General features: G+C 29.7%; 23 protein-coding genes. 15 read left to right on the top strand and 8 right to left on the bottom strand.

What is annotated here, in order from left to right; genetic code table 11:
- Positions 1–110: 110 nt before the first annotated feature.
- Positions 111–1,286 (bottom strand): GlmU family protein, encoded by a 1,176-nt coding sequence (locus H518_RS0109195; RefSeq protein ID WP_028888782.1) that lies wholly within the window; start codon positions 1,284–1,286, stop codon positions 111–113.
- A gap of 236 nt (positions 1,287–1,522) precedes the next feature.
- Here H518_RS0109195 and H518_RS0109200 point away from each other — a divergent pair, with 236 nt between their 5' ends.
- Genes H518_RS0109200 through H518_RS0109210 form a run of 3 tightly spaced genes read left to right on the top strand, consistent with a single transcriptional unit; the run spans position 1,523 to position 3,138 of the window.
- On the top strand, positions 1,523–1,900 hold the full coding sequence (locus H518_RS0109200; protein ID WP_028888783.1) for a 6-phosphogluconate dehydrogenase: 378 nt from the start codon (positions 1,523–1,525) through the stop codon (positions 1,898–1,900).
- On the top strand, positions 1,893–2,441 hold the full coding sequence (locus H518_RS0109205; RefSeq protein WP_028888784.1) for an acyl-CoA thioesterase: 549 nt from the start codon (positions 1,893–1,895) through the stop codon (positions 2,439–2,441). The genes H518_RS0109200 and H518_RS0109205 overlap by 8 nt, the downstream gene beginning before the upstream one ends.
- Before the next feature lie 4 nt (positions 2,442–2,445).
- Positions 2,446–3,138, top strand: coding sequence for a cyclase family protein (locus tag H518_RS0109210; protein ID WP_028888785.1), 693 nt, complete (start codon positions 2,446–2,448; stop codon positions 3,136–3,138).
- Positions 3,139–3,177: 39 nt separating this feature from the next.
- Here H518_RS0109210 and H518_RS0109215 read toward each other — a convergent pair whose 3' ends face one another.
- The 4 genes from H518_RS0109215 to H518_RS0109230 are packed head-to-tail and all read right to left on the bottom strand — an operon-like array spanning position 3,178 to position 9,284.
- Complete coding sequence (locus tag H518_RS0109215; protein WP_028888786.1) at positions 3,178–4,512, bottom strand: TolC family protein; 1,335 nt, start codon at positions 4,510–4,512, stop codon at positions 3,178–3,180.
- Positions 4,513–4,525: 13 nt separating this feature from the next.
- Entirely contained in the window at positions 4,526–7,681 is a 3,156-nt protein-coding gene (locus H518_RS0109220) for an efflux RND transporter permease subunit (protein ID WP_028888787.1), read from the bottom strand.
- A gap of 3 nt (positions 7,682–7,684) precedes the next feature.
- On the bottom strand, positions 7,685–8,815 hold the full coding sequence (locus H518_RS0109225) for an efflux RND transporter periplasmic adaptor subunit (RefSeq protein ID WP_028888788.1): 1,131 nt from the start codon (positions 8,813–8,815) through the stop codon (positions 7,685–7,687).
- Between the two features lie 10 nt (positions 8,816–8,825).
- Positions 8,826–9,284, bottom strand: coding sequence for a MarR family winged helix-turn-helix transcriptional regulator (locus tag H518_RS0109230; RefSeq protein WP_043706787.1), 459 nt, complete (start codon positions 9,282–9,284; stop codon positions 8,826–8,828).
- Positions 9,285–9,579: 295 nt separating this feature from the next.
- On the opposite strand from H518_RS0109230, the gene H518_RS0109235 reads away from it, so the two are divergent.
- The 8 genes from H518_RS0109235 to H518_RS0109270 all read left to right on the top strand — a co-directional run bounded on the left by H518_RS0109235 (position 9,580) and on the right by H518_RS0109270 (position 15,676).
- Positions 9,580–10,194 (top strand): Crp/Fnr family transcriptional regulator, encoded by a 615-nt coding sequence (locus H518_RS0109235; RefSeq protein WP_028888790.1) that lies wholly within the window; start codon positions 9,580–9,582, stop codon positions 10,192–10,194.
- Positions 10,195–10,281: 87 nt separating this feature from the next.
- Positions 10,282–10,578, top strand: coding sequence for a putative quinol monooxygenase (locus H518_RS0109240; protein ID WP_043706788.1), 297 nt, complete (start codon positions 10,282–10,284; stop codon positions 10,576–10,578).
- A 23-nt stretch (positions 10,579–10,601) separates the two neighbouring features.
- A complete protein-coding gene (locus H518_RS20495) occupies positions 10,602–11,516 on the top strand; it encodes a hypothetical protein (protein ID WP_051263724.1) in 915 nt (304 codons plus the stop codon).
- A 32-nt stretch (positions 11,517–11,548) separates the two neighbouring features.
- Positions 11,549–12,430 (top strand): VOC family protein, encoded by an 882-nt coding sequence (locus H518_RS0109250; RefSeq protein ID WP_028888792.1) that lies wholly within the window; start codon positions 11,549–11,551, stop codon positions 12,428–12,430.
- A 134-nt stretch (positions 12,431–12,564) separates the two neighbouring features.
- Positions 12,565–13,191: a Crp/Fnr family transcriptional regulator gene (locus H518_RS0109255; protein WP_028888793.1), complete on the top strand. Its 627-nt coding sequence runs from the start codon at positions 12,565–12,567 to the stop codon at positions 13,189–13,191.
- Between the two features lie 111 nt (positions 13,192–13,302).
- Complete coding sequence (locus H518_RS0109260) at positions 13,303–14,112, top strand: alpha/beta fold hydrolase (RefSeq protein ID WP_205618009.1); 810 nt, start codon at positions 13,303–13,305, stop codon at positions 14,110–14,112.
- Between the two features lie 234 nt (positions 14,113–14,346).
- Positions 14,347–14,955 carry a Crp/Fnr family transcriptional regulator gene (locus tag H518_RS0109265; protein WP_028888795.1) on the top strand — a complete coding sequence of 203 codons (609 nt, stop codon included), beginning with the start codon at positions 14,347–14,349 and terminating at the stop codon, positions 14,953–14,955.
- 100 nt (positions 14,956–15,055) lie between these two features.
- The gene (locus H518_RS0109270) at positions 15,056–15,676 is read left to right on the top strand and encodes a Crp/Fnr family transcriptional regulator (protein WP_028888796.1); all 621 of its coding nucleotides are present in this window, start codon (positions 15,056–15,058) and stop codon (positions 15,674–15,676) included.
- A 95-nt stretch (positions 15,677–15,771) separates the two neighbouring features.
- Here the strand turns inward: H518_RS0109270 and carB are convergent, their stop codons facing one another.
- Positions 15,772–18,624: a carbamoyl-phosphate synthase large subunit gene (gene carB / locus H518_RS0109275; protein WP_028888797.1), complete on the bottom strand. Its 2,853-nt coding sequence runs from the start codon at positions 18,622–18,624 to the stop codon at positions 15,772–15,774.
- 114 nt (positions 18,625–18,738) lie between these two features.
- Positions 18,739–18,900: a 50S ribosomal protein L34 gene (gene rpmH / locus H518_RS0109280; RefSeq protein ID WP_028888798.1), complete on the bottom strand. Its 162-nt coding sequence runs from the start codon at positions 18,898–18,900 to the stop codon at positions 18,739–18,741.
- A gap of 230 nt (positions 18,901–19,130) precedes the next feature.
- On the opposite strand from rpmH, the gene H518_RS0109285 reads away from it, so the two are divergent.
- The 4 genes from H518_RS0109285 to H518_RS0109300 all read left to right on the top strand — a co-directional run bounded on the left by H518_RS0109285 (position 19,131) and on the right by H518_RS0109300 (position 25,921).
- Positions 19,131–20,744, top strand: coding sequence for a CTP synthase (locus tag H518_RS0109285; protein WP_028888799.1), 1,614 nt, complete (start codon positions 19,131–19,133; stop codon positions 20,742–20,744).
- Positions 20,745–20,937: 193 nt separating this feature from the next.
- Positions 20,938–22,812, top strand: coding sequence for a membrane protein insertase YidC (gene yidC / locus H518_RS0109290; RefSeq protein WP_028888800.1), 1,875 nt, complete (start codon positions 20,938–20,940; stop codon positions 22,810–22,812).
- Between the two features lie 131 nt (positions 22,813–22,943).
- Complete coding sequence (locus tag H518_RS0109295) at positions 22,944–25,391, top strand: outer membrane beta-barrel family protein (protein ID WP_028888801.1); 2,448 nt, start codon at positions 22,944–22,946, stop codon at positions 25,389–25,391.
- Positions 25,392–25,522: 131 nt separating this feature from the next.
- Positions 25,523–25,921: a hypothetical protein gene (locus tag H518_RS0109300; RefSeq protein ID WP_028888802.1), complete on the top strand. Its 399-nt coding sequence runs from the start codon at positions 25,523–25,525 to the stop codon at positions 25,919–25,921.
- A gap of 57 nt (positions 25,922–25,978) precedes the next feature.
- Here the strand turns inward: H518_RS0109300 and H518_RS21285 are convergent, their stop codons facing one another.
- Positions 25,979–26,155 carry a hypothetical protein gene (locus H518_RS21285; RefSeq protein WP_028888803.1) on the bottom strand — a complete coding sequence of 59 codons (177 nt, stop codon included), beginning with the start codon at positions 26,153–26,155 and terminating at the stop codon, positions 25,979–25,981.
- Between the last annotated feature and the right edge of the window lie 126 nt (positions 26,156–26,281).

Raw genomic sequence — 26,281 nt, forward strand, 5'->3', positions numbered from 1 at the left:
ATCTAATTTAAACAAAATGAGTCCGATAAAATATCGAACTCATCATTATCAAAATTAATTATAAATTTGTCTAAACTTTTGGGTGCACTCTATAATTGGTAAGGTTTTTTTTAATAATTTCTATATTTTTTTGTTTCTTCAAAAACATATTCCATAATTCTCTTTTCTTTTTCATCAAACTGAATGCTACGTCTTTTCATAACAACTTCAGCAACCTCAAAAACCTTATTAGTTTTGTACTCTGTAAAGCCAGAAGCTCCTCCCCAACTATATGAAGGAACAAAATTCCTAGGAAAACCACTTCCAAAAATATTTACTGACACACCTATTACGGTACCTGTATTAAACATTGTATTAATTCCACATTTAGAGTGATCTCCCATAATTAACCCACAAAACTGTAATCCTGTTTTAGCAAAACGCTCAGTTTCATAACTCCATAATTTTACTTCAGCATAGTTATTTTTTAAGTTTGAATTATTCGTATCAGCACCTATATTACACCACTCTCCTATTACTGAGTTTCCTAAATATCCTTCATGTCCTTTACTAGAATACCCCATTAAAACAGAATTATTAATCTCTCCTCCTGCTTTACAATATGGTCCCAAGGTAGTCGCTCCGTAAACTTTTGCACCCATTTTTAATACTGAATTTTCACACATCGCTAATGCTCCTCTAACAAGAACACCTTCCATAACTTCAGCATCTTTACCAATGTATATTGGTCCATTTGACGCATTTAAAGTAGCAAACGTTAACTTTGCTCCTTCCTCTATAAAAATATCTTCTTTATTTATGTAATTAACTGTTTCTGGTATAGGTTCTGATGTTCTTCCCTCAGTAATTAAATCAAAGTCGTTTCTAATAGCTTTATCATTTAATGAAAAGATATCCCAAGTATTTTTTATTTGAATTACCTCTTCTTCAAATTCAATTTGTTCATAAGAGGAAAAATCAACCTCTTCTTGTGTATCAATCGTATAAAAAGCAATAACATCTTCTCCTTTGAAAATAGCTTGATTTACTTTTAAACTCTTCACCTTTTCTATTAGTGATTTGGTAGGTAAAAAAGAAGCATTCAACAATACATTTTCTTCCATTTCAACCATAGGATATTTTTCTTCTAGGTATTCTTCAGTTATGGTTGTAGTTGTTAAACCTAAAAACATTTCCCATTTTTCTCTAATAGTTAAAATACCTATTCTAATATCAGCAACAGGTTTAGTATATGTAAATGGTAATAATGCATTACGAACATCTCCATCAAACAAAATGTAATTCATCTTATTATTATGATTTTTTTACAAATATAAAATATTGACAGTTAATTTTAATCACAACAAGCTGCTAATATTTTACACACAATACATACCAATAACTATAAAAACCTTACAAACAACAACAAAACTCACACAAACAACAACACTTTTTATACAATAAAAAAGGAATATAATATTTACAATGCCTAATAATTAATTATTTACAATTCTTATACAAGTATTAATATTACTTTTACATTATGAAAAAAATATTAGCTTTAATTATTGGGAGTATTTTGTTAATTGCCAGCTTATATTATGCATTTATGTACTATATACCTTATAGTGAAGGTGTTCGTTCTGGAGAATTAATAAAAATAAGCTACAAAGGAATGTTAGTAAAAACATGGGAAGGAGAAATTAGCCAAGGTATTTCTGGCGCACAAATTTTTTCTTTTTCTATTGAAGATCAAAAAGAACAAGTAATTGCTGATTTACAAAAATACCAAGGTCGTTATGTAAAAGTTACCTATAAAGAACGCTATGGAACCTTCTTTTGGTTAGGAGATACTAAATATTTTATTACTGAAGTTCAAAAAGAACAATCACCACATTTTAGAGGTCTTAAGGATGAATAAAAAAAAATATAAACACGTAGAGGAAACTCGTATTACAATATCTGAGTTGATGCTTCCTTCGCATGCTAATTTTAGTGGTAAAATCCACGGAGGTTACATTTTGTCTTTACTCGACCAGATTGCTTTTGCATGTGCCTCTAAACATTCTGGCGCATATTGTGTTACTGCTTCAGTTGATACTGTTGATTTTTTAAATCCTGTTGAAGTTGGTGAATTAGTTACCATGAAAGCTTCTGTTAATTATGTTGGAAGGACTTCTATGGTAGTAGGTATTCGTGTTGAAGCTGAAAATATTAGAACAGGTGAAATGAAACATTGTAATTCATCATATTTTACTATGGTAGCAAAAAATGAAGAAGGAAAAAGTGTTGAAGTACCGGGTTTAATTGTTAATGTAGATATTGAGGTTCGTCGTTTTTTAAAAGCTGTAAAGCGTATTGAAATGAAAAAAAAGCGTCAAGATGAATTTGATCATGGAAATTTTACAGCACTTGATTATATTAAAGATTTACAAGATTATAACGTAAGGATTGAATTGTAAATTTATGCCTGAAATAATAGATTTAAGTCAAGAAATTTTTGAAGGGATGCCTGTATACAAAAGCCTTCCTCAAGTAAAAATGTCCGTTCATAATACACATGAAGAATGGGATAATATTGAAAACCCAACAACAAAAACCCCTGCTGTTTATAAGTTAGAAATGGGAGAACATACCGGTACTCATGTTGATGCTTTAAATCACATGGCTGCTGAATACAAAGACTTATCTATAGATACCATGCCGCTTTCGATGTTTTATACAGAAGGTATTTGTTTAGATTTTTCTCATAAAAAATTACAAGAACTAATCACTTCTAAAGAAATTCAAACAGCTTTATCTAAATGTGATTTAACAATAAAAAAAGGTGATACTGTGCTGTTATATACCGATCACTACCGCAAACACTTTAATACTAACAATTGGGGTAAAGGTCCTGGGATTACAGCTGAATGTGCTCGTTGGTTGGGTGAGCAAAAAATTGCTGCTTTTGGAGTTGAAACTATGTCACCAGGAGTTCCTAAGGTTTCAAACAAAGAAGTTCATCATATTTGTGGAGAATTAAAATTCACACATTATGAGAACATGATAAACTTACATAAATTAATCGGTAGGAATCGATTTCGTTTTATCGGACTTCCTTTAAAAATAAGAGGTGGTACCGGCTCTCCTGTTAGAGCTGTTGCTATTTTCGAATAAAAAAACCGAAGTTTTAAACTTCGGTTTTTTAGTTATCTACTAAAAATTATTGTAATCTAATAAAGTTCCTGCTAATTGTAATAGTTGTAATTCAGCATTTTTAGCGGTGTATTTTGCGCTACTTACACTTAATTCCGCATTTATTAAGTTAACTTGAGCTTGACGAAAATCTATCGAAGTAATTTGCCCCAATTTATAGCGTTCGTTAGTACGTTCAAAATTAAGCTTGTTCGTTATTACATTCTTTTCTTGAACTTGTAATGAGAATAATGCATTTTGATATGTTTCCCAAGCATTATTAACATCTCTTTCTAATCGCTCTTCTTGTTGTAATTTTTGAATACCTATAGTTTCTAAAGCTATTTTTGCATTGGTAACATTTGTTTTTGTTTTCCCTCCATCAAAAATATTCCATGATAAATTTACTCCTGCATTTAAACCTGTTTGCGTATTAGAAATTGGACTAAATGGATTTGTTGCATCATTATTACTTTTATTCCATGCATATGAACTTGTTAAACCAACATTTGGCATCCAACCAGATTTATTAATTTTAATATCTAATTGTTTTAACTCAATATTCTTTTTTGTTTGCAATAAACTAGCATTATTAATTTTTGCATTTTGTAATACATCAATTAAATTCAAATCAATAGCATAAACAACGTTTTTATCAACTTTTACAGCTGCATTAACATTTCTACCCAATACCACATTTAAATCTCTCTTTGCGTTTGCTAATAACCTTTTCCCGTTTATGTAAGTGATACTGTCATTATTAACATCTACTTCCGCATTTAACACATCAAGTTTTGTATTCTGACCGTAATCAAAACTATACACAGCTCTTTGCAAACGCTTTTTAGAAATAGTTAATGTTACTTTCTGTGCTTCTTGATTTTCACTTAACCTTCCTACTTCATAATAAGCTAAAAACAAGGTTATCAATGTACTTTCTATTACTTGGCGGGCTTGTAATTCAGTTAAATTATACGCTTCTTTTAACCGTTTAAAGGTATTCTGTCTATTAAACCCATTAAATATAGTATAGTTTAAACCTACGGAAGCATTATACGCTTTAGATTCTGCTCCAGTAACTGAATTTACAGAGCCATCTTGAAACTCACTATCTGTATCTCTACTGCTATAACTAGCTCCTGCATTTCCTGTTACCGTTGGTAAATAACCACTATTATATATACTCTTATTATTTTTCGCTGTTTCTAAATTGTTTTTGGTTACTCTTATATCATAATTATTCTTAAGAGTAATTTCAACTGCTTTTTCTTTGGTTAAAATTTCTTGTCCATTTATAGAAAAACTAACAAGTAAGCCTACAAACCCAGTAACTATATATTTATTTATTTGATTCATGCTATATTAACTTTTATAAATCTTCGTGTTCTGCTTCTAACTCAATAATTGCTCTTTCTACTTCTTCTCTATTTGGTTTTTTACCATTCCAAAGCCATTTTACATATACTTTAGAATAGTTTGAAATTGATAATAAAACAGGTAATGTTAACAAGGTTAAAAAAGTAGCTATTACAATTCCGTAAGCTATTGATATTGCCATCGGTATTAAAAATTGAGCTTGTCTACTGGTTTCAAAAATTAACGGAGCTAAACCTGCTACGGTCGTTATTGTTGTTAAAAATATTGCTCTAAACCTTGATTTACCAGCTGCAAATAAAGCCTCTTCATACTCCATTCCTTCCTTTAAATAACTGTTAAACTTACTAATAAGTACCAAGCCATCATTAACCATAATTCCTATTAAAGCAATGATTCCTAAAAGCGATAATATATTTACTGCAAAACCATGAAACCAATGTCCCCAAGCAACACCAATTAAACTAAAAGGCACCATAAGTAATAGCATAAGTGGCTGCCCGTACGATCGAAATGTAAACACAATAACAATATAAATAAGTAATAAAATTATTGGTCCTACTAAAGCTGCTGAGCTTGAAACTTTAGAAGCTTCCCTATTTTGACCTTCATATAAGGCTGTTATTGATGGATACTTTGCTTTTATTTGTGGCATTATACGCTGCTTTATATCATCTAAAATATCAGTAGCACTAGCTTCAGCTCCTTTTAAATCAGCATCAATTTTTATTTCTCGTTGTCCTTCTAAGTGATTAATCGATATCTCCCCTCTCTCAATTTGATAACTTGCAATTTCAGAAAATGGTACTTTAGTACCAGATATCGTACTAATTCGCATGTCATCTAAATTTTTAATAGACGAACGTTCTTCTCTATCGTATCGAACCCAAACTCTTATTTCGTCTTGACCTCTCTGAAAACGTTGTACTTGTAATCCGAAAAAACCACTTCGTACTTGACGCATTACATCTCGTAATGTTAAACCTAATAAATATGCATTGTCTTTCAGTTTAATTTTAATTTCCTTTATTCCTTGCGGGTCATTATCAGTAACATCCTTTAAATCTTGGTTCTTATTTAATTCTGATTTCAACTCATTTTTAGCTGCTTTTAATTCAGTAATATTATTACTCAATAAAGAAACTGAAACAGGACTTCCTCCAAAATTCCCTCCAGAACCAAAAGTTAACGCTTCTATTCCGTATATTTTACCTACCTTTTCACGAATAGCATTTGTTATTTCTCTAGAACTAAAACTACGTTGTTCTCCTGGTAAAAGATTAATACGAAGTGATGCGCTAGATCTTCCTGGTCCTACTCTCTTGGTAATATTATCAACAACAGACTCATTATCTACTCCATATTTTTTTGTAAATTCTTTCTCTACAACCCAAACCTTATTTTCAATATCTGAAATAATACTATCAGTTATCACCTCATTGGTTCCTTGCGGCATGGTCAAATTAATAGCAACTCTATCACTTGCTATCGATGGAAAAAAGGTTCCTTTAATTATTCCTCCTTGAAAAGCTCCTATTGTAATCATAAACAAAGCAACAGGAATTACCAAACCAAAAAACTTGTTATTTAATACAAATTTTAATGCGGGTGCATATAATTTATCACGCATAAAATCCATTAACAGTTCTGCATATTTATTAAAAGCATATAACTTTTGATTTCTATGTAGTGCTTTAGAATGTGCCACGTGTGCTGGTAAAATAATTAAAGCTTCAACTAAAGAAACAATTAATGTAAGTGTTACAACTGTAGCAACTTCACTAAAAAACTCACCTATTCTTCCGTCTAAGAAAAAGAATACTGAAAAGGCTAAAATAGTTGTTATAATTGCTGAAACAATAGGTGGAATCACCTCCATAGTTCCGTCAATAGCGGCACGAATTGGTGATTTTCCTTTTTCATAATGATGATAAATGTTTTCTGAGATTACGATACCATCATCTACCAAAATACCAATTACGATAATCATTCCGAATAATGATAATACATTAATTGTTACATCAAAGTAACCTGCCAGCATAAACATTCCAAAAAACGCAACTGGTAAACCCGCAGCAACCCAAAATGCTAATCTTGGTCGCAAAAACAATGATAAAAACAACATTACCAACAACATACCTTGCCATGCATTTTTAAACAACAATTCTGTACGCTGGTTTAAGGTAATTGAAGAATCTCTAGTAATTGCAATTTCTACATTTTCATGTTGTTCATTAAATGTATCAATATATTCATTTATTTTTTCTGCAGATGATAATAAATCTTCATTATTCGTATTACTTACTTGAACACGCACGGATAAATTTCCGTTATAATAACTTTTATTTGGGTTTTCATTCCACTTATCAGTAACCGTAGCTACATCTTTTAATCGAATAATTCTTCCAGATGCATCAGCTCTTACCACTAAATTATCTATTTCATCTCCATAATATAATCGGTTATTCGCTCTAATTAAATATTCCTCTGCAACTGTTTTTACAGATCCTCCAGTTGTAATAATGTTTTCTGATGAAACTGCTGTTGCAACTTGCTGAAAAGTTAAATTATAAGCTAATAAATCATTCTCTCGAACAGCTATTTCAATTTCCTCACTAGGATACCCTGTAATAGAAATTTGAGAAATCCCATCTATTCTACGTAAGTCATTTTCAACATCTCTAGTAATCTGTTTAAGTGTTTTTAAAGAAATGTTTTTTCCTGTAACCACAAAACTTACTGTTTCTGCTACACTTTCAATTTTAGCTACTACGGCAGGTTCCATTCCAGAAGGAAAATTAGGAACTTTATCTACTGCGTTTTTTACTTCTGCTAAAATATTATTAATGTCGTAACCTTTTAAAGTTTCAACAGATATTGATGCAGTGTTTTCTGATGAAGTAGATGTAACTCTATCAACACCTATTAAACCTTTTAAGTTGTCTTCTATCTTCAAGACAACTCCCTCTTCCATTTCTTGAGGTGATGCCCCAGGATATGCAACTTTTATATTAATAAACTTTGCGTCTGTCTGTGGAAAAAAAGAAGATTTTAAATTCGAATACCCTAAACTTCCCAACAATACAAAAGCAATGATAATAATATTTACCGCAACAGGGTATTTTATAAAATATGCTATAACTTTTTTCATTATCTATTCCGCTTTTGTATTATTCTGTTCAGAAAATATTTTTACAGGCATTCCTACATAGGCACCTGTTATTGGTTTAGATACTAATTTCATATCATTTTTTAAACCTTTTACAACAACAGTATTTTCATTAAAATGTACTGCATTAATTTTTACTAAATCTAATACACTATCTTTTACAACATAAACAAATTTGTTTTCTATTAACAGTTTTCTGTTTATCTCTATAGCATCTATTGCTGTTTTTACAGGTACGTTGGCCTCTAAATACATTCCTTCTCTTAAATTTTCTCCTTTTACTTCAATAAACAACTGAACAGTTTGAGAAGCTTGATCTATTTTTCCATTAATCCTAGAAACTTTCCCTGACCAAGTTTTTGTTTTTTCTAAATTTTGAAGAGCAACAGTTTTACCTATTTGTAAAACATCTGCAAAGCCAGCATTAACAGATAATGGTAATTCAAATACTGATAAATCAATAAATTCTCCCATTTTCTGCCCTACCCTTACTAAGGTTCCGTTTGTAACCAATGTTTCTGTTAAAACACCTTTAAAAGGAGCTCTAAGATTATACTTTGCCAGTTTAGCTTCTAAATTTTTTAAATTATAAAATGTAGCATATATATTCTTTCCTGTTATAAAGTATTTTTCTTTATCTGAGCTAGTATTAGGTAGTGGTTGTACCGACTTATTAATATCGTAGTTCTTTAAATAAGAATTCCATTTTTCAAAAGAATCTGGATAATCTAATCTGATATCTGGCATAATTGAAGCAATTAAATTTTGTAAAGAGCTTCTTTGAGATTGAATAGATGCGTAAAATTCCTGACTATTAATTCTTAACAATGTTTGCCCTTTATTATATGCCACTCCTGCTCTAAAATCTTTTCCTGTAGGCCTTAAAACTCCTTGTACTTCTGAATAAATATCAACTTTATTTTTAGCTACTAAATTTCCGTTTGCTGAAATTACAATTGGCATATCTCCATTTTTCACCTCTTTAACAAAAACTGTTTTTTCAACTTTTGTTACTTTACGCTCAGGCTTCTTCTTGCTATTTTTAAAATAACTAGATATTAAAGATGCTACTAAAAGCACTAAAATTCCTGCTCCTACTATAATTAATTTTCTCATGTTTTATTATTTAGTTGTTACTACAACTTTTAGTTGATTTTTTTAAATTCTCTTGTACCTTTTTAATTGTGTTAATTGTTTTAGCAATTTCTTCATCTGAAATATTTTCCTGTAATGAAATGGCAAAATTTTTCATAATTGGTAAAGTTTCTTCTAGTAATAGCTCTCCTTTTTTAGTTAAATGAATATTATTAATTCGTCTATCTGATTTTGATAAAATTCTAGCTACTAAATTTTTCTTTTCCATTGTATTAATTAAGCGAGTTAAAGATGTCTTATCTCTACCTGTTAAAAAAGCTAGCTCTTGTTGTGGAAGCCCATTTTTACCTTTCAGTCTTTTTAAAACAATGAATTGATTTTTTGTTAGACTAATATTTTTTTCAAAAAAAATATCTTGAATATGATTATCAATCATTTTCATTGTTTTACCTAACCAAGGAGCTAATGTATTTTCAATATCCATATCCATATTTAATATTAGACACAAAATTAATTCAAAAGATTAATTTAGTTGCATATACAACTAGTTAATCTTATGTTAAAAAAATAATTATAGCTTGTTCATACAATAAGTTCAACTAAATTAAAAAAGGATGACTTTAATTCTATACCGAGTTCATTATTATCAAAAAAAATTATAATTTTATCTAATATTCAGTGTATAATCTATTTACTACTTGCACTATCTTTGTTAACTCTTTTACTTAAATCACACAACAAACCTTATACAATCACATTGTATACAATTTAATACACAAAATTTAATGCTAGATAATTTCTTAAAACAACTTGGAATTTCAGAAAAAGGGCTTCAAGATGAGATTCGTAAAAAAGCTACTATAACAGAGCACAAAAAAGGCGATTTTATTATTAAAAGCAATCATTACATAAAGGTGTTAAAAATTGTGCTAGAAGGAAAAGTAAGAGTTTATCAAGAAAGTGAAGACCGTGAAATTCTTATTTATTATCTAAATACAATGGAAACCTGTACACTATCACTTTCTGCTTGTTTTGAAGATTGCAAGAGTACTGTTAATGCTATTGCTGAAGAAAAATGCATCATACTAAACCTACCTATTAGATATGTAAGAGATTGGAATTTTAGTTATAAATCATGGAATAATTTTATTATTAATACATTTAGGGAAAGTTACAATCACTTAATTAATCAATATTCAAATTTAGCGTTTCAACCATTGAAAGATCGCTTGCTTGATTATCTTATTTCTAAAGCTAATGATGACATTATTTATAAATCACATCAAGATTTAGCCAAAGAATTAGGAACAACAAGAGAGGTTATTTCTAGATTACTTAAGAAATTAGAATCAAACGGTAAACTACGTCTTGGACAAAAAGAAATTCAGATTTTAAAATAAATTTAAACTGTTGTGCCAAATGTCACAGGTTTTACATCTTAAATCATAGTTTATTTGCACCATAATTAACAATTAAATTAAATAATTATGGAAATAATGGTAAAATTTGAGCTTTTAGCTCAAGAACAACAGTCCGAAAAAATTAAACATTTTTTTGAAAAAATACTTCAAGATACGAGAAGTTTTAATGGTTGCAATACTGCTCAAGTATCTAGATTAGCACAAGACCCCAACAAAATTATTCTAATTGAATATTGGAAATCTAATGACCATTTTCAAAAGTATTTAAACTGGAGAAAAGAAATAGGAGATTTTAACACTCTTGGTAGTATGTTAAAAGAAGATCCTAGTATTCAAATTTACGAAGTAGTAACCACAGCTTAAGGCTTTAAACTTGAAAAAAAATCATGAATTTAACAAATAAAAAAATGTTTAGTAATAATTTATTCTTAAGAATTATATTGTTAACAATAGTATTAACATCGTGTGCACAACAACAAACCGTTAACGAAGAAAAAAAAGTAATACAAAGTTATAGTAAACAAAAACCTACTGCTCATCACGAAATAGCACTTGAAGTAATTGCAGCTAGTAAACAATGGATTACAAATTTTAATAAAGGAGCCAAAGAGAACATTGTAAGAGGCTATGCAAAAACAGCCGTAATGAGTGCAATGCCTTTTGGTGTTTACAAAGGAATGGAAAAAATAAAAGGATTTTGGGTTCCATTTGTAGAAAGTGGAGCAACAGATTTAGTTTATACAAAATTAAGCATTCAAGTAGCCAATGAAAAAACAGCCTTTTTATCTGCAAATTGGAGTATGAATGTAGGTCATGGTGTAATTTATAATGAAAAATGGGAAAAGTTAAATGGAAAATGGATGCTAACCTATGATAACTTTGAAGTACAAGAGAAATATGAAATACCTCGTAAAAATAGTAAAAATCCAATAGCTAGTCATATTGCTATGGAAGAACTAATTCATACATCAATAGCATGGACAAGTAATTTTAATGATGGTAAAGGTAATATTTGTGGTGAAGGGTATTTTGAAAATGCAACAATGAATCCTAGTCCTTTTCCATCAATTACAGGAAAAAAAGGAATTGAAAATTTTTGGATTAAACTTATAGCAGATGGTGCCACTAATTTAATTTATTCAACGCCAAAATTTGAAATGGTAACTACTAACAGTGGTATTTTATCTTCTGATTGGTCAATGAATATTGGAGAAGGAAAAATTTATAATGAAAAATGGGAAAAGAAAGATGGAAAATGGAAGTTAAGCTATGATGAATTCAAAGTACTAACACAATACTAAAAAATCACAAAAACAATAAACAAACCAAAGTGATGAAATTAAAAAGCTTTAGACTAGGAATAAACAGTCCAAAAACCATAAACTTCTATACTAAAATACTAGGAATGAAATTAAAAAATACCTTTGAGCATATCAAAGGTACTTTGTCTATTTTAAATTTTGAAAATCAAGATTATTACTTAGAATTGTTTCAAGAAAAACAAAACAATCTTATTAAATACTCCCAAAAATCTGATGACAACTATTGGAAGCATAGCTTATTCATAGACGATATTCAAAGAGTTAACACCAAAATAAAAGAATATAATATACCTATTGGTGACCCATATCAATTTGGAGATATTGGTTACTTATCTCATACCAAAGATATCGAAGATCATCAAATAGAATTCATTCAAAAAACATTTAAACAAAACACTGTTCCGTCTACACCAAAAAAAGACTATCCGTTGCTAGAAAACCCAGTATTAGGCTTGTTAACTATTAGAACGAAAGATCCAATAAAAAGCATTCAGTTTTATGAAGATATCTGCGGAATGAAACTACATGCAAGGATGTATGTAAAACGAAGTAACGGATTTACTTTGTATTTTTTAGGAAGTCCAGAACTAACACCTCCCTCATTAGATATTGATGCTCTAGAAAATAGAGAATGGATGTACCAACAAAACCATTTATTTATTGAGATACAGCACTATTGGGGTAGTGAATATGACGATAATTTTATATTAAATCACAATCATCAAGGATGTCAATTGGTTAAATTTGAAGGAGATTTATTAATCCTAAAAAATAAATTACTGAAGAGAGATATTCCTTTTCTTGAAAAAGAAAATCAACAAGAGTCTAAAAACGAAATACATTTTTCTTCTGTAGATAATTTGAAAATATTAGCTACTGAATACAAAAACTAAAAAGGCTTCATACTAAATCAATCCTAATTTTACAACTGAAAACACTTACTTTAATAGCTTATTACATAACTATAATTTAAAATATTTACCAATAACTGGTGGTTGCATAAAACTACTATTTATAATTAGAAAGAATGACTGAATTTAACCAACTATTTAAAGCTTTAAATATTGCTGAAGTAAATCTGAAAGAGGAAATTTTAAAAGTAGGAATCATACAAACTGTACCTAAAAATACATTTATTGTTGAACAAGGTAAATATATCAAATGGTTAGCCCTTGTTATTTCGGGTAAAGTAAGGGTATGGCAAGAAAACGACGATAGGCAAATTTTGCTTTATTATGTTAATCCTATTCAGACATGTGTATTATCTCTTTCAGCTACATTCCGAGACTACAAAAGTCTTGTAAATGCAAAAACAGAAGAAGATACAATAATCATCAAAATACCAGTGAGATTTGTTTCTGAATGGAATTTTAAATATAAATCTTGGAATAATTTCACTACAAATTCATTTATATTTAGTTATGACGATTTACTACATTCTTATAAGAATTTAGCGTTTAATAAAATAGACAAGCGAATAATAGATTACCTAAAGTTAGAAAGTACAAAAAAACAATCTCACATAATAAACCTTTCACATAGTCAATTAGCAAAAGAAATAGGTACTACAAGGGAAGTTGTTTCAAAAATATTGAAACAGTTTGAAGTTTCAGGTATCGTAAAATTGAAGTTTAAGCAAATAGAACTCCTCTAAAAAATTACTTTTTAAATTATATTTTATCACCTGTATCAAAAGGTACAGGTGCTACTTCATTTCTCGTTTTACTTTTGCATTGTAATTAATAACAAATTTAAAACAGAAAAAATGACACAAAAAAAATTTACCCTTTTAGCAATCATTCTACTTTCGATTGTTAGTATTGGATGCTCAAACACACAAAAAATGGACAAAAAAGAAACTTATGTATTAGTGCACTCCGCTTGGTTAGGAGGATGGCAATGGAAAAATGTAGCTAAAAATCTAAAAGAAAATGGACACGCAGTTTTAACCCCAGACTTACCAGGGCACGGAAGCGACAAGACTTCTCCTGCCGATATTACTATGGATGATTATGTAAAAACACTTGTAGATATTCTTGACAAACAAGATAGTCCAGTAATTTTAGTTGGCCATAGTTTTAATGGTATTACTGTTAGTAGAGTTGCTGAATTAAGGCCTAATAAAGTTAAAAAACTGGTGTTTTTAACTGCTTTTTTACTACCAAACAAAGGTTCATTCTTAGGAGCAGTACAAGCTGTAAAAGGATCTACAGCGGTAGATAATTTTCATTTATCAGAAGATAAAACATATGCTTTTGTAAAAGAAGATGAAGTACAAAATGCTTTTGCTCACGATATATCAAAAGAAGCTTTTAACGCTGCAAAACCATATATTGTACCTGAACCTGCAGCACCTTTAAGCTATGAGTTACAAATAACAGATGAAAATTTTGGTAAAATTCCTAAATACTATGTCGAATGTACAGAAGATAGAGCCATACCTATTGAAATACAAAGAGCAATGTATAAAGGGAAAGTTGAAAAAGTATATACCTTAAAATCAAGTCATACTCCAAATTTCTCACAACCTGAAAACCTAGCTAGTATTTTCTTAGAAATACTAAAAGAAAAATAAAAAGGAGTAACAAAGATGATGGTTGCACAACTCAAAATATTTTTTTTAAAGAATCTTATAATCTTCATTCTATTTAAAACATAACACACTGATTACCAATACTAGTGATTTTGTGTTTTGTTCAGGGTTCTGAATCAAAAAATAAAATGGTTGTGCAACTATTCAAATATTGTAAGTAAACTCTATAAATTACTACTTAATAGTAGTTTATATAATAAAAATAAATAATTTATAATGATTTTAAAGTCCCTCGTTAATGAATCAACAGCTAAATTAATTCAACCTTATGCTGTTCAAAAAAAATACCTAGTTGGTGATCCAATTTTACTAAAACATGTTCCGATAAACACTACAGCCATTATAATCAGTGGTGTCTTAAAAGCTCATTTAGACCAAGATGATAACTCTCTGTTGCTATATCATATTTCACCCAAAACAAATCCTGTTATAGCTCTAATGAACATGACAGAATCATATGCTGCTCCAATCTCAATCACTGCTATAGAAAACAGTACTATATTATGGGTTCCAAATAATAAAATAGCTGAATGTCAAGCTCTTTCTTTATCTTTCAAAAAAGTTATTATTAATTCTAGCGAATATAATATTAATATAATGCTTAATAGACTTAAAAATTTATTAACCCATTCTTTAGAGAATCGCTTATTCTATTATCTAAAAAATAAATCTACCGTTTACCTACAAAAAGATATTCAAATTTCTAGAGCTGAAATATCTTCTGATTTAAAAACTCCTTTAGCTTCTATTTCTAGAGCTCTAAGACGTTTAGAAAATCAACATAAGATTATAAGTAAACCCAGATCAATACAGTTATTAGTATAAAATACATATACTAAAGAGTTCTATATTTATACCAAAAAATGCTAATTAGTAAACTAATTTAGTATAGGAAACCCTATATTAAATAACCAACCAGCCTATTATGTTAAAAAATTTACCCTTCTCTAAAGAGGCAATCGACCTATTAAAAAAACACGGAAAAATATTACATTACAAAAAAGGATCTTTATTAGAAAACTGTACTCGTTCCAACAAAGATGTATGCATTTTATTATCTGGAATTATTAAAATGTGTATAAAACATGGTAATAAAAAATTACTTTTATATCATGTAGAAGGAATAAAGCCCAAAATTATAAATTACACCAACACTTCAAACATATCTTCAGATATAGTATGTGGTACCGTTTTAAAAGACGCTATCGTTTTAAACACTCCAAACGATTTATTTTTAGAATGGGCAAGTACCTACATAGAGCTTCGAGATTTTATGATTACATCATATCAATACCATTATATAAATATTATAAACAAAACTCAAGAAGTTAACAGTAGAACATTAGAAGAACATTTACTTGGTTATATTAAAACAAAATCGAAGCTATATAAAAATCCTGAAATTAAAGTTCCAGTACTAGAAATATCTGAAGACTTAAATTTTTCTAGAGAAGCTATTTCAAGAGGATTAAAAAACTTAGAAATTAACAATAAAATTATTCGTAAAACTAGATCAATCGTACTACTTTTTTTAATTGCTTTATAATAGAATCGTTTTCATTAAAAAATAGAGTATCCTTTAAAATAAAAAATCCTCATAGATATAAAACTCTATGAGGATTTTAATTTTATAAAAAAATTCTATTTAGTCAAATACATTTTTCTTCTTGAATATAAATCGTAGAATTGATCGTCTTTTAAATCATCAATAAATAAAATACTTTCTCCTGTTGATTTCATTTCAGGCCCTAATTGTTTGTTTACATTAGGAAATTTATTAAATGAAAAGACTGGTTGCTTTATTGCATAACCATCTAATTGAGGGTTAAAATCAAAATCTGTTACCTTCTTCTCCCCTAACATTACTTTAGTAGCGTAATTTACGTAAGGTTGCTTATAAGCTTTTGCTATAAAAGGAACTGTACGAGATGCTCGTGGGTTTGCTTCAATTATATAAACAATATCATTCTTAATAGCAAATTGAACATTTATTAAACCTACAGTTTTTAGCTCTAAAGCAATAGTTTTGGTATGATCTTTTATTTGTTGAATTACTAAATCCCCCAAATTAAAGGCTGGTAATGTTGCATTTGAATCTCCAGAGTGTACACCACAAGGCTCAATATGCTCCATAATTCCAATTATCTGTACATTTTCACCATCACATATTGCATCAGCTTCCGCTTCAATTGCTCCGTCTAAATAATGATCTAACAATAATTTATTACCAGGCATTCTTCTTAATAAATCAACTACGTGCTCTATTAACTCCTCTTTATTAATCACAATTTTCATTCCTTGCCCTCCTAAAACATAAGATGGACGAACTAAAATTGGAAAATCTAACTTATCTGCTAATACTAAAGCTTCATCAGCTGTTTCAGCAATTCCAAATTCTGGAAAAGGAATTTTATTTCTCATTAAAAGATCTGAAAAACTACCTCTATCTTCAGCTAAATCTAACGCTTCAAAACTAGTACCTAAAATTTTAATACCATATTTTGTTAACTTTTCAGCTAATTTTAATGCTGTTTGCCCACCTAACTGAACAATAACACCTTCTGGTTTTTCATGCTTTATAATATCATATATATGTTCCCAAAAAACAGGTTCGAAATATAATTTATCTGCAGTATCAAAATCTGTAGAAACAGTTTCAGGATTACAGTTTATCATAATCGTTTCATAGCCACACTCAGCAGAAGCCAAAATACCATGTACACAACAATAATCAAATTCAATACCCTGCCCAATACGGTTTGGTCCTGAACCTAAAACTATAATTTTCTTCTTTGCTGTAACTTCACTTTCATTCGCTATAACAGTAGTTCCTTCTTTTGTTACAATATCACTTTCAAAAGTTGAATAATAATAAGGTGTTTTCGCTTTAAATTCAGCTGCACAAGTATCTACTAACTTATAAACTCTATTAATATTTAATTCTTCTCTCTTCTTATATACTTCACTTTCTAAACAACCTAACATATGAGCTATCTGACGATCTCCATATCCTTTTTGTTTTGCTTCTAGCAATAAATCTCTATCAAGATTTGCTACAGTATATTTAGAAATTTCTTTTTCTATTTCGTGTAACTCTTCATATTGTTTTAAAAACCACATATCAATCTGCGTAATTTCGTGGATTTTACTCAACGGAATTCCCATCTTAATTGCATCATAAATAATAAAAACACGATCCCAAGAAGCATGTGTTAATTTATCTATAATTTCTTCGTAATTTTTATTTTCTTTACCATCTGCTCCTAAACCATTTCGCTTAATTTCAAGAGACTGTGTAGCTTTATGTAATGCTTCTTGAAATGATCTTCCAATTCCCATCACCTCACCTACTGATTTCATTTGTAAACCTAAAGTTCTATCAGAACCTTCAAATTTATCAAAATTCCATCTCGGTATTTTTACGATTACATAATCTAATGTAGGCTCAAATAAAGCTGATGTAGATTTTGTGATTTGATTATCTAACTCATCTAAATGATAACCTAAGGCTAACTTCGCTGCAATTTTCGCAATAGGATATCCTGTTGCTTTACTAGCTAGTGCCGATGAACGTGATACACGTGGGTTAATTTCAATAGCAATTATATCTTCTTTTTCATCTGGAGAAATAGCAAACTGAACGTTACATCCTCCTGCAAAATCACCAATATTACGCATCATATGAATAGCCATATCACGCATTTTCTGGAATGTTTTATCAGAAAGTGTCATTGCTGGTGCTACAGTAATCGAATCTCCTGTATGAATTCCAATAGGGTCCATATTTTCGATCGAACAAATAATAACTACGTTATCATTTGCATCTCTTAGCAACTCTAATTCATATTCTTTCCAACCTATAAGGGCTTTATCAATCATTACCTCATGAATAGGAGAAACCTCTAAACCATGAGTTAATAATTCATCAAAATCTTCTTCTTTATAAACAAAAGAAGCTCCTTCACCACCTAAAGTAAATGAAGCTCTAATAATTAAAGGAAATCCAAATTCTTGTGCAATTTCTTTACCTTTTAAGAAAGAAGTAGCCGTTGCTTGAGGCGCCATTGGAACACCAATATCTATCATCAAGTTTCTAAACTTCTCACGGTCTTCCGTAATATTAATAGCGTCAATATTAACACCAATAATCTTTACACCAAAATCTTCCCAAATTCCTTTTTCATCAGCTTCAATACATAAATTCAATGCTGTTTGACCACCCATTGTTGGTAAAACTGCATCAATTTGTGGATGCTCTTTTAAAATCTGAATTATCGATTTTGTATTTAAAGGTAAAAGGTATACATGATCAGCCATTGAAGGATCTGTCATGATAGTTGCAGGGTTTGAATTGATTAAAACAGTTTCAATTCCATCTTCACGTAAAGAACGTAAAGCTTGTGTTCCAGAATAATCAAACTCACAGGCTTGTCCAATAACAATTGGCCCTGATCCGATTATTAAGATAGATTTAAGGTCTTGGTTTTTAGGCATTTTAGTCGGTGTTGTTGTTTTATTGTTGTTGTTTGTAAAGGTAAAAAACGTTTATATACAAAAAAAGTGTTACTAAAAAATAGTAACACCTAATATATTAACAATTGTTAATCATTATTTTTTTGGTCTTGGAGCTGAAGATACACTGATATTCTTTCTTCCTTTAGCTCTTCTTCTAGCTAAAACTTTACGTCCATTAGCAGAAGCCATTCTCTCTCTGAAACCATGTTTGTTTCTTCTTTTTCTCTTCGATGGTTGGTAAGTTCTTTTCGGCATTATTTATATTTTTAAAAATAGTCTTTAATTAATATGTTGCTTTTATGAAATTCCGTCTGCTAAAAGCGTGGGCAAATATACAACAGTTTTTTTGACTAACAAACACTAGTTTTAGTTTTTTTATATATTTTTTGATTCAACAAAAATAGTTAATTTTTATATATTTTTTTTCACTTTTTTATTTGTTCGAAAAGCTAGACTTCTTACTTTTGCCCAAACCTAAGAATACCATGAACAACACTAAATACGTTTTTGTAACAGGAGGCGTAACTTCATCACTAGGAAAAGGAATTATTGCCGCTTCTTTAGCTAAATTATTACAGCAAAGAGGTTTCTCTGTGACTATACAAAAATTAGATCCATATATTAATATCGATCCAGGAACATTAAACCCTTATGAACACGGTGAGTGTTATGTAACTGATGACGGAGCTGAAACTGACTTAGATTTAGGTCATTATGAACGTTTCTTAAACATCCCTACCTCACAAGCAAACAATGTTACTACAGGTAAAATTTATCAATCTGTAATAAATAAAGAACGTAAAGGTGAATTTTTAGGAAAAACAGTTCAGGTAATACCTCATATTACTGATGAAATTAAAGAACGTGTCCAAATTTTAGGGAATACTGGTGATTATGATATTGTTATTACCGAAATAGGTGGAACTGTTGGTGATATTGAATCATTACCATATGTAGAAGCTGTTCGTCAATTAAAATGGGAATTAGGAGATGATAATGTTATTGTTATACATTTAACATTAGTCCCTTATTTAGCTGCCGCTGGTGAATTAAAAACCAAACCTACGCAACACTCTGTAAAAATGTTAATGCAAAGTGGTGTAAGTCCAGATATACTTGTATGTCGTTCTGAGCACGAAATTAACGATACTATTAAACGTAAGTTAGCTTTATTTTGTAATGTTAAAAAACAAGATGTAATTCAATCGTTAGATGCAGAAACTATTTACGATGTTCCTAACTTAATGTTTAAAGAAGGGTTAGATTACGTAGTTTTAGATAAATTAAACTTATCTACACGTAAACAACCTAAATTAAAAGCTTGGAATCAGTTTTTAGAGCGTCATAAAAATCCTACTGCCACTATTGAAATTGGTTTAGTTGGTAAGTATGTTGAATTACACGACTCATATAAATCAATTACTGAAGCATTTATTCATGCCGGTGCTTCAAATAAAGCAAAGGTTAAAGTTCGTTGGATTCACTCTGAAGAATTAACTCCTGAAAACGCCGCTTCAAAACTAGAAGGTTTAGATGGTGTTTTAGTTGCTCCTGGTTTTGGAGATCGTGGAATTGAAGGTAAAATAGCAGCTGTACAATATGTACGTGAAAACAATATTCCGTTTTTAGGAATTTGTTTAGGTATGCAAATGGCTGTTATCGAATATTCTCGTAATATTTTAGGTTTAAAAGATGCTATTTCAACTGAAATGAATCCTAAAACGTCAAATCCTGTTATTAATTTAATGGAAGAACAAAAAGACGTTACCGAAAAAGGAGGAACAATGCGTTTAGGTGCTTGGGATTGTGAAATCACTGAAAGTTCTAAAGTATTTGAAGCTTATAAAACAACGTTAATTAGTGAGCGTCATCGCCATAGATACGAATATAACAATGCTTATAAAAAGCAATTAGAAGAAGCTGGTTTAAAAGCTACAGGTATAAATCCTAAAACAGGATTAGTAGAAATTGTTGAAATTCCTACACACCCTTGGTTTGTTGGTGTACAATACCACCCTGAATATAAAAGTACGGTATTAAACCCTCACCCACTATTTGTAAGTTTTATAAAAGCTGCTTTATTGCAATCAAAAAAATAATTTTAAAATCCTGTAATTTATAATTACAGGATTTTCTTTTTTTAAACAAGTTGGAACGCTGTTTGAACTATTACTATAATCAGAATTAATCACAGTAAAACCTCATAAATTCTATCGGGTTTCACTACATTTGTCGGGTTTTTCAAATATTTGAAAAACAAAAAATGACAAGTTGACATTATAACACATATCAATGGAACAAAAAAAATTTGATTTAAATTCCTTTATAGGAATGCTTTTATTAGGAGGAATATTACTTTGGTGGATGAATAGTCGTAAACCAGAAGTAACCCCTGAAACAACTACTCAAACAGAGCAAGTTTCTGAAACTTCAGCCATTCAAAATAACTTAACAGAAACACCTGTTTTAAATGATTCGCTACAGCAAATTGCTTTAAGAAACAAACTAGGTGCTTTTGCTTACGGTGCTTCAACAAGTAAAAAAGGAAGTACTTTTATAGAAAACGACCTTCTTAAATTAACTATTGATAATAAAGGTGGGCAAATTACGGAAGCATTAGTTAAAAATTTTAAAACCTACGATTCACTTCCTTTATACTTAATAAAAGACAAGAACGCTTCTTTTAACATTAATTTTGGTACTACAGATAACCGTATTTTAAATACTAAAGATTTATTATTTACTCCTACTTTAACTAAAAATGGAGACACTCAAGTACTTTCTATGAAATTGAAAGTATCTGAAGATAAATTCTTAGAGTATCGTTACGAAATTAAAAAAGATGACTATCGTGTTGGTTTTGCAGTTCGCTCTCAAGGCTTAAGTACTGTTATAAACAGTTCTCAAGCTATTAATTTAGATTGGAACTTAAAAGGGTTTAGACATGAGAAAAGTATGAAAACTGAAAACATGTATTCATATTACTATTATAAAGCTGATGATGATGTTGATTATTTACAAATGAATGACGATGAAGCTGTAAGTGATGTAAATTGGGTTGCTTATAAACAACACTTCTTTTCTACAATTTTATCTTCAGACACTCCTTTTAATAATGCAAACTTAAAATCTGTTGATTTTGCAGGTGAAGAAAAAGACACTGTTTTTACAAAAACTTATGGTTTAAAGGCTCCTTTAGCGTTAACAAATGGAGAATTAAATTATAACATGCAATGGTTTTACGGGCCAACAAATTATAATTTATTAAAAACCTATGAAGGAACTAATTTAAATGAAATCTCTGATTTAGGTTGGGGTATTTTCGGTTTCTTAAATCGTACTGTTTTTTACCCTGTATTTAACCTATTAAAAGGATTTATTGGTAACTTCGGATTGATTATTATTTTAATGACAATTGTTGTACGTATTATTATGTCTCCTGTACTTTATAAATCGTATTTATCAAGTGCTAAAATGAAAGTGATTCGTCCAGAAATGGAAGAAATTAACAAAAAATATCCTGGTAAAGAAAACGCAATGAAACGTCAGCAAGAAACTATGGCGGTGCAACGAAAAGCTGGTGTAAGTATGATGTCTGGTTGTATTCCTGCATTATTACAAATGCCTGTATTCTTTGCTTTATTTAAATTCTTTCCAACGAATATTGACTTTAGACAAAAAAGCTTCTTATGGGCAAATGATTTATCATCATACGATATGATTTATCAATTACCTTTTAGTATTCCTTTTTACGGAGATCATATTAGTTTATTTCCAATATTAGCTTCAATTGCTATTTTCTTTTACATGAAAATGAATCAGAATCAACAAGCAAATATGCAAGCTCCAACGCAAGAAGGGATGCCTGATATGGGTAAAATGATGAAGTATATGATTTACTTCTCTCCTATTATGATGTTATTTTTCTTTAATAACTATGCAAGTGGTTTAAGTTTATACTATTTTATATCTAACTTATTAACGATTGTAATTATGTTAGTTATTAAAAATTATGTAATTGATGAAGCTAAGATTCATGCTAAAATTGAAGAAAATAAAAAGAAGCCTGAAAAAGCTAAAAGTAAATTCCGTGAGCGTTTAGATAACGCAATGAAACAAGCACAAGAACAACAAGCTGCTCAACAAAAATCAAAAAAGAAGAAATAATTAATTTTCTTTTACTCAATATAAAAAGGTCGCTAAATGCGACCTTTTTTCATTTAACATTCTATTAACAAAATCCAATTAAACCTTTAAATAATTTTACTGTCTTAAACATCTAATCAATTAAATATTCAATGAAGAAAATCACACTTATTACTGTTATTTTACTATCTATTTCAGCATTTTCCCAAAGACCAGTACGAAGTAACATCCCTAAAATAACATTAACAGGAAAAATTATCGAAGCCAGTTCTAAACAACCTTTAGAATACGCTACATTGGTATTAACACATTTAAAAAGAAAACGTGTTTTTGGTGGAATAACCGATGCAAAAGGAAACTTTACCATTGAAGTACCTAAAGGAATGTATGCTGCTAAGGTAGAATTTATTGGTTTTAAAACTAAAAATCTTAAAAATCAAAAACTAATCGAAAACACCAACCTAGGTACGATTACACTTTCTGAAGATGCAGAAACACTAAATGAAGTAGAAATAATTGCAGAAAAATCGACAGTAGAAATTCGTTTAGACAAAAAGATTTATAATGTAGGTAAAGACATGACGGTAAAAGGAGGAACAGCTTCTGACGTCTTAGATAATGTACCTTCTGTTAATGTAGATGCCGCAGGTGCTGTTAGTTTACGAGGTAGTGAAAACGTACGTATTTTAATTGATGGAAAACCATCTGCTTTAGTTGGCTTAACAGGTACTGATGCGTTAAGAAACCTTCCTGCCGATGCTATTGAAAAAGTAGAAGTGATTACCTCACCATCTGCTCGTTATGATGCCGAAGGAACAGCAGGTATTTTAAATATTATTCTAAGAAAAGGAAAAATCACAGGTTTTAATGGCTCTCTAAATCTTACTGTTGGAAATCCAGATATGCTTAGAATTGCCCCAAACTTAAACTATCGTACAAAAAAAGTTAACTTATTCTCAAACATTGGCTATTCTTATAGAAAAGGACCTGGAAATTCTCAAACTTACTTTACTAATTTCAACAATGATAAAACGATAAAAGACTACAGAAATGAAGACAGAGTTTTTGATAGGGAAAACAAAAATTTCAACGCTTCTGTTGGTATGGAATATTACATAAATAACAACAGTTCTATTACTGGTAATTTTGTATACAGAAAATCTAACGGAAATGATATTGCTACAAATATATCAACATTTGTTGATGAAAATAAAATTTTAACAGGAACTGAGATTCGTATAGAAAACGAAGATGAAAAAGGTACAAACAAACAATACTCTATAAACTATACCAACAAATTAAATGAAAGTGGCGAAAAATTAACAATCGATTTACAATACGGAGATAGTAACGAAACAGAAAAATCTCCAGTGTTAGTTGATGGAACACTATCGGAAGACAACTCACAAATAACAAACTCAAAAGAAAAATTACTACAAATAGATTATGTTTTGCCAATTGGAGAAAATAGTCAATTTGAAGTAGGACATAAATCAACTTTACAAAAGTTAGATTCTGATTTTAAAGTAAACTTTTTAGATCCTAACAATAATTTCGATCCTTCAAATGCTATTACTTTCGATCAAAATATCTATGCTTTTTATACGCAATATGGTAGTAAAATTAATAAATTCTCTTACCTATTAGGACTTAGAACAGAAATAACTGATATCGATTTAAATGTATTAACTACTAATCAAAAATCAGATAAAAATTATACCGAATGGTTTCCTACCGTAAATCTTGGTTACGAATTAAATGAAAACGAAAATCTTACTTTAGGTTATAGCAGACGTTTAAGAAGACCACGTCATTGGTTTTTAAATCCTTTTGAAAGTAGAAGTTCTGCCACCAATGTCTTTAGAGGAAATCCAGATTTAAACCCAACATTTACAAGCTCTTTTGATTTGGGCTATAACACAAAAATCAGAAAACTTAATTTAGGTGCATCTTTATATTACCAATATTCTACTGATATAATTCAAGCAATATCAATAATAGAGGAAAGAAACGGAACCAATGTTTTTGTACGCCAACCATTAAATTTAAATAATGAAAAGCGTTATGGATTTGAGTTCACTAGTAATTACAATCCTACAAAAAAAGTACGTTTATCAGCTAGCTTTAACTATTTTAAGTTTAATACTGATGCTTTTTCATATACATACACAGCACAAGACAATTCGCAAGTTACCACAAACTTAGCCGAGGTTAACGAAAGTAGCTGGTTTGCTCGTTTTAACGCTCGTATAACACTACCTGCAAAAATTGCATGGCAAACACGCGTTATGTATCGCGGCCCGCAAACAAATGCGCAAAGCGATAGAAGTGGTATGTTTATGACAAACCTAGCTTTTAGTAAAGATATTTTAAAAGACAAAGCTTCGTTGGTATTAAATGTAAGCGACCTATTTAATTCTCGTAAACGAGAAAGTACTACGTATTATGGCGGAAGAGAAAATCCATCAACAATTTCTAATGGAGAGTTTCAATGGCGCGAACGACAAATATCTTTAAGTTTTACCTATCGTTTTAATCAAAAGAAAAAAAGAGAGAGCCCCTCTCGTCAAAATGATGGTGGTGGAGGTTTTGAAGGATAATATTTTGGGCGTTCGAGCGGGCTTTCATTACTCGCTTTTTACTAACTGTGTATAAAAACACACAGTTAGTAAAAGAGCTCAAACAAACCATTCAATCCCTAACGCAATAAATACTACCTAAAACATTATTTATGAATAAATTTATTTTCACAAATATCTTATTACTGTTTTTATCTTTAAATATTTTCGCTCAAAAAAAACAAAACACCGAGCAAATTACTGATAAACAACTAGAAAAAATTCAAGAAAAACTAAAGTTAGATAATATTCAGTTATTAATGGTTAAAGAAATTCTTGTAAAATACGGCAAAGAAAAAAAAGAAATCAAAATTCAGGAAATACCTGATCAGGAAAAAAAGGTTCGCATTCAAGAGATAAATTTAAAACAACAAAAAGAATTACATAAGTTTATAAACAGCAAACAATTAGATGAACTTAAAAAAATTATGAAAGAACACAAAAAAGAGTTTCGAAAAAATCGCCCCTCAAGAAAAGGTAACAAGAATAGAAGAAGAAGAAACTCTTTTTAAAATAAAAAGCTCGTTCAAATAAATGAACGAGCTTTTAGTATATATTTTTTAAAAAGACTACTCTAATTCTTGAGCTGCCTTTTTAGCTTCTCTTTTTAATTTAATGTTTTCTAAGATTGTTCCACCAATCCAATAAGGAACAACAAATGTTAATAAGAAAATTAACAACCAAAAACCTGTTGTAAAAATAAACATGAATAGTACCAATCCTGAAAATTCTGAAAAATCTAACATTTTGTTTTTTGCTTAATAAATTTGTTGAGCAGCAAAATTAAAACTATTTTTCTTTCCAAGCAATAAAATCTGATAAAAATCATCCACAAAAACTATAAGAATTTGTAATTTTGAAACTTAGTTAAT

The sequence above is a fragment of the Tenacibaculum ovolyticum DSM 18103 genome, from assembly GCF_000430545.1.
GTDB classification, from domain to species: domain Bacteria; phylum Bacteroidota; class Bacteroidia; order Flavobacteriales; family Flavobacteriaceae; genus Polaribacter; species Polaribacter ovolyticus.

Bases quoted from the DNA above. Each gene is read 5' to 3' on its own strand.
- H518_RS0109230 (WP_043706787.1), bottom strand. From the start codon at position 9,284: ATGGATATGGATATTGAAAATACATTAGCTCCTTGGTTAGGTAAAACA.
- H518_RS0109210 (WP_028888785.1), top strand. From the start codon at position 2,446: ATGCCTGAAATAATAGATTTAAGTCAAGAAATTTTTGAAGGGATGCCT.
- H518_RS0109285 (WP_028888799.1), top strand. From the start codon at position 19,131: ATGAACAACACTAAATACGTTTTTGTAACAGGAGGCGTAACTTCATCA.
- H518_RS0109250 (WP_028888792.1), top strand. From the start codon at position 11,549: ATGAAATTAAAAAGCTTTAGACTAGGAATAAACAGTCCAAAAACCATA.
- H518_RS21285 (WP_028888803.1), bottom strand. From the start codon at position 26,155: ATGTTAGATTTTTCAGAATTTTCAGGATTGGTACTATTCATGTTTATT.
- H518_RS0109195 (WP_028888782.1), bottom strand. From the start codon at position 1,286: ATGAATTACATTTTGTTTGATGGAGATGTTCGTAATGCATTATTACCA.
- H518_RS0109235 (WP_028888790.1), top strand. From the start codon at position 9,580: ATGCTAGATAATTTCTTAAAACAACTTGGAATTTCAGAAAAAGGGCTT.
- H518_RS0109260 (WP_205618009.1), top strand. From the start codon at position 13,303: ATGACACAAAAAAAATTTACCCTTTTAGCAATCATTCTACTTTCGATT.
- H518_RS0109295 (WP_028888801.1), top strand. From the start codon at position 22,944: ATGAAGAAAATCACACTTATTACTGTTATTTTACTATCTATTTCAGCA.
- H518_RS0109240 (WP_043706788.1), top strand. From the start codon at position 10,282: ATGGAAATAATGGTAAAATTTGAGCTTTTAGCTCAAGAACAACAGTCC.
- H518_RS0109200 (WP_028888783.1), top strand. From the start codon at position 1,523: ATGAAAAAAATATTAGCTTTAATTATTGGGAGTATTTTGTTAATTGCC.
- H518_RS20495 (WP_051263724.1), top strand. From the start codon at position 10,602: ATGAATTTAACAAATAAAAAAATGTTTAGTAATAATTTATTCTTAAGA.
- H518_RS0109215 (WP_028888786.1), bottom strand. From the start codon at position 4,512: ATGAATCAAATAAATAAATATATAGTTACTGGGTTTGTAGGCTTACTT.
- H518_RS0109220 (WP_028888787.1), bottom strand. From the start codon at position 7,681: ATGAAAAAAGTTATAGCATATTTTATAAAATACCCTGTTGCGGTAAAT.
- yidC (WP_028888800.1), top strand. From the start codon at position 20,938: ATGGAACAAAAAAAATTTGATTTAAATTCCTTTATAGGAATGCTTTTA.
- H518_RS0109255 (WP_028888793.1), top strand. From the start codon at position 12,565: ATGACTGAATTTAACCAACTATTTAAAGCTTTAAATATTGCTGAAGTA.
- rpmH (WP_028888798.1), bottom strand. From the start codon at position 18,900: ATGCCGAAAAGAACTTACCAACCATCGAAGAGAAAAAGAAGAAACAAA.
- H518_RS0109205 (WP_028888784.1), top strand. From the start codon at position 1,893: ATGAATAAAAAAAAATATAAACACGTAGAGGAAACTCGTATTACAATA.
- H518_RS0109225 (WP_028888788.1), bottom strand. From the start codon at position 8,815: ATGAGAAAATTAATTATAGTAGGAGCAGGAATTTTAGTGCTTTTAGTA.
- H518_RS0109300 (WP_028888802.1), top strand. From the start codon at position 25,523: ATGAATAAATTTATTTTCACAAATATCTTATTACTGTTTTTATCTTTA.
- carB (WP_028888797.1), bottom strand. From the start codon at position 18,624: ATGCCTAAAAACCAAGACCTTAAATCTATCTTAATAATCGGATCAGGG.
- H518_RS0109270 (WP_028888796.1), top strand. From the start codon at position 15,056: ATGTTAAAAAATTTACCCTTCTCTAAAGAGGCAATCGACCTATTAAAA.
- H518_RS0109265 (WP_028888795.1), top strand. From the start codon at position 14,347: ATGATTTTAAAGTCCCTCGTTAATGAATCAACAGCTAAATTAATTCAA.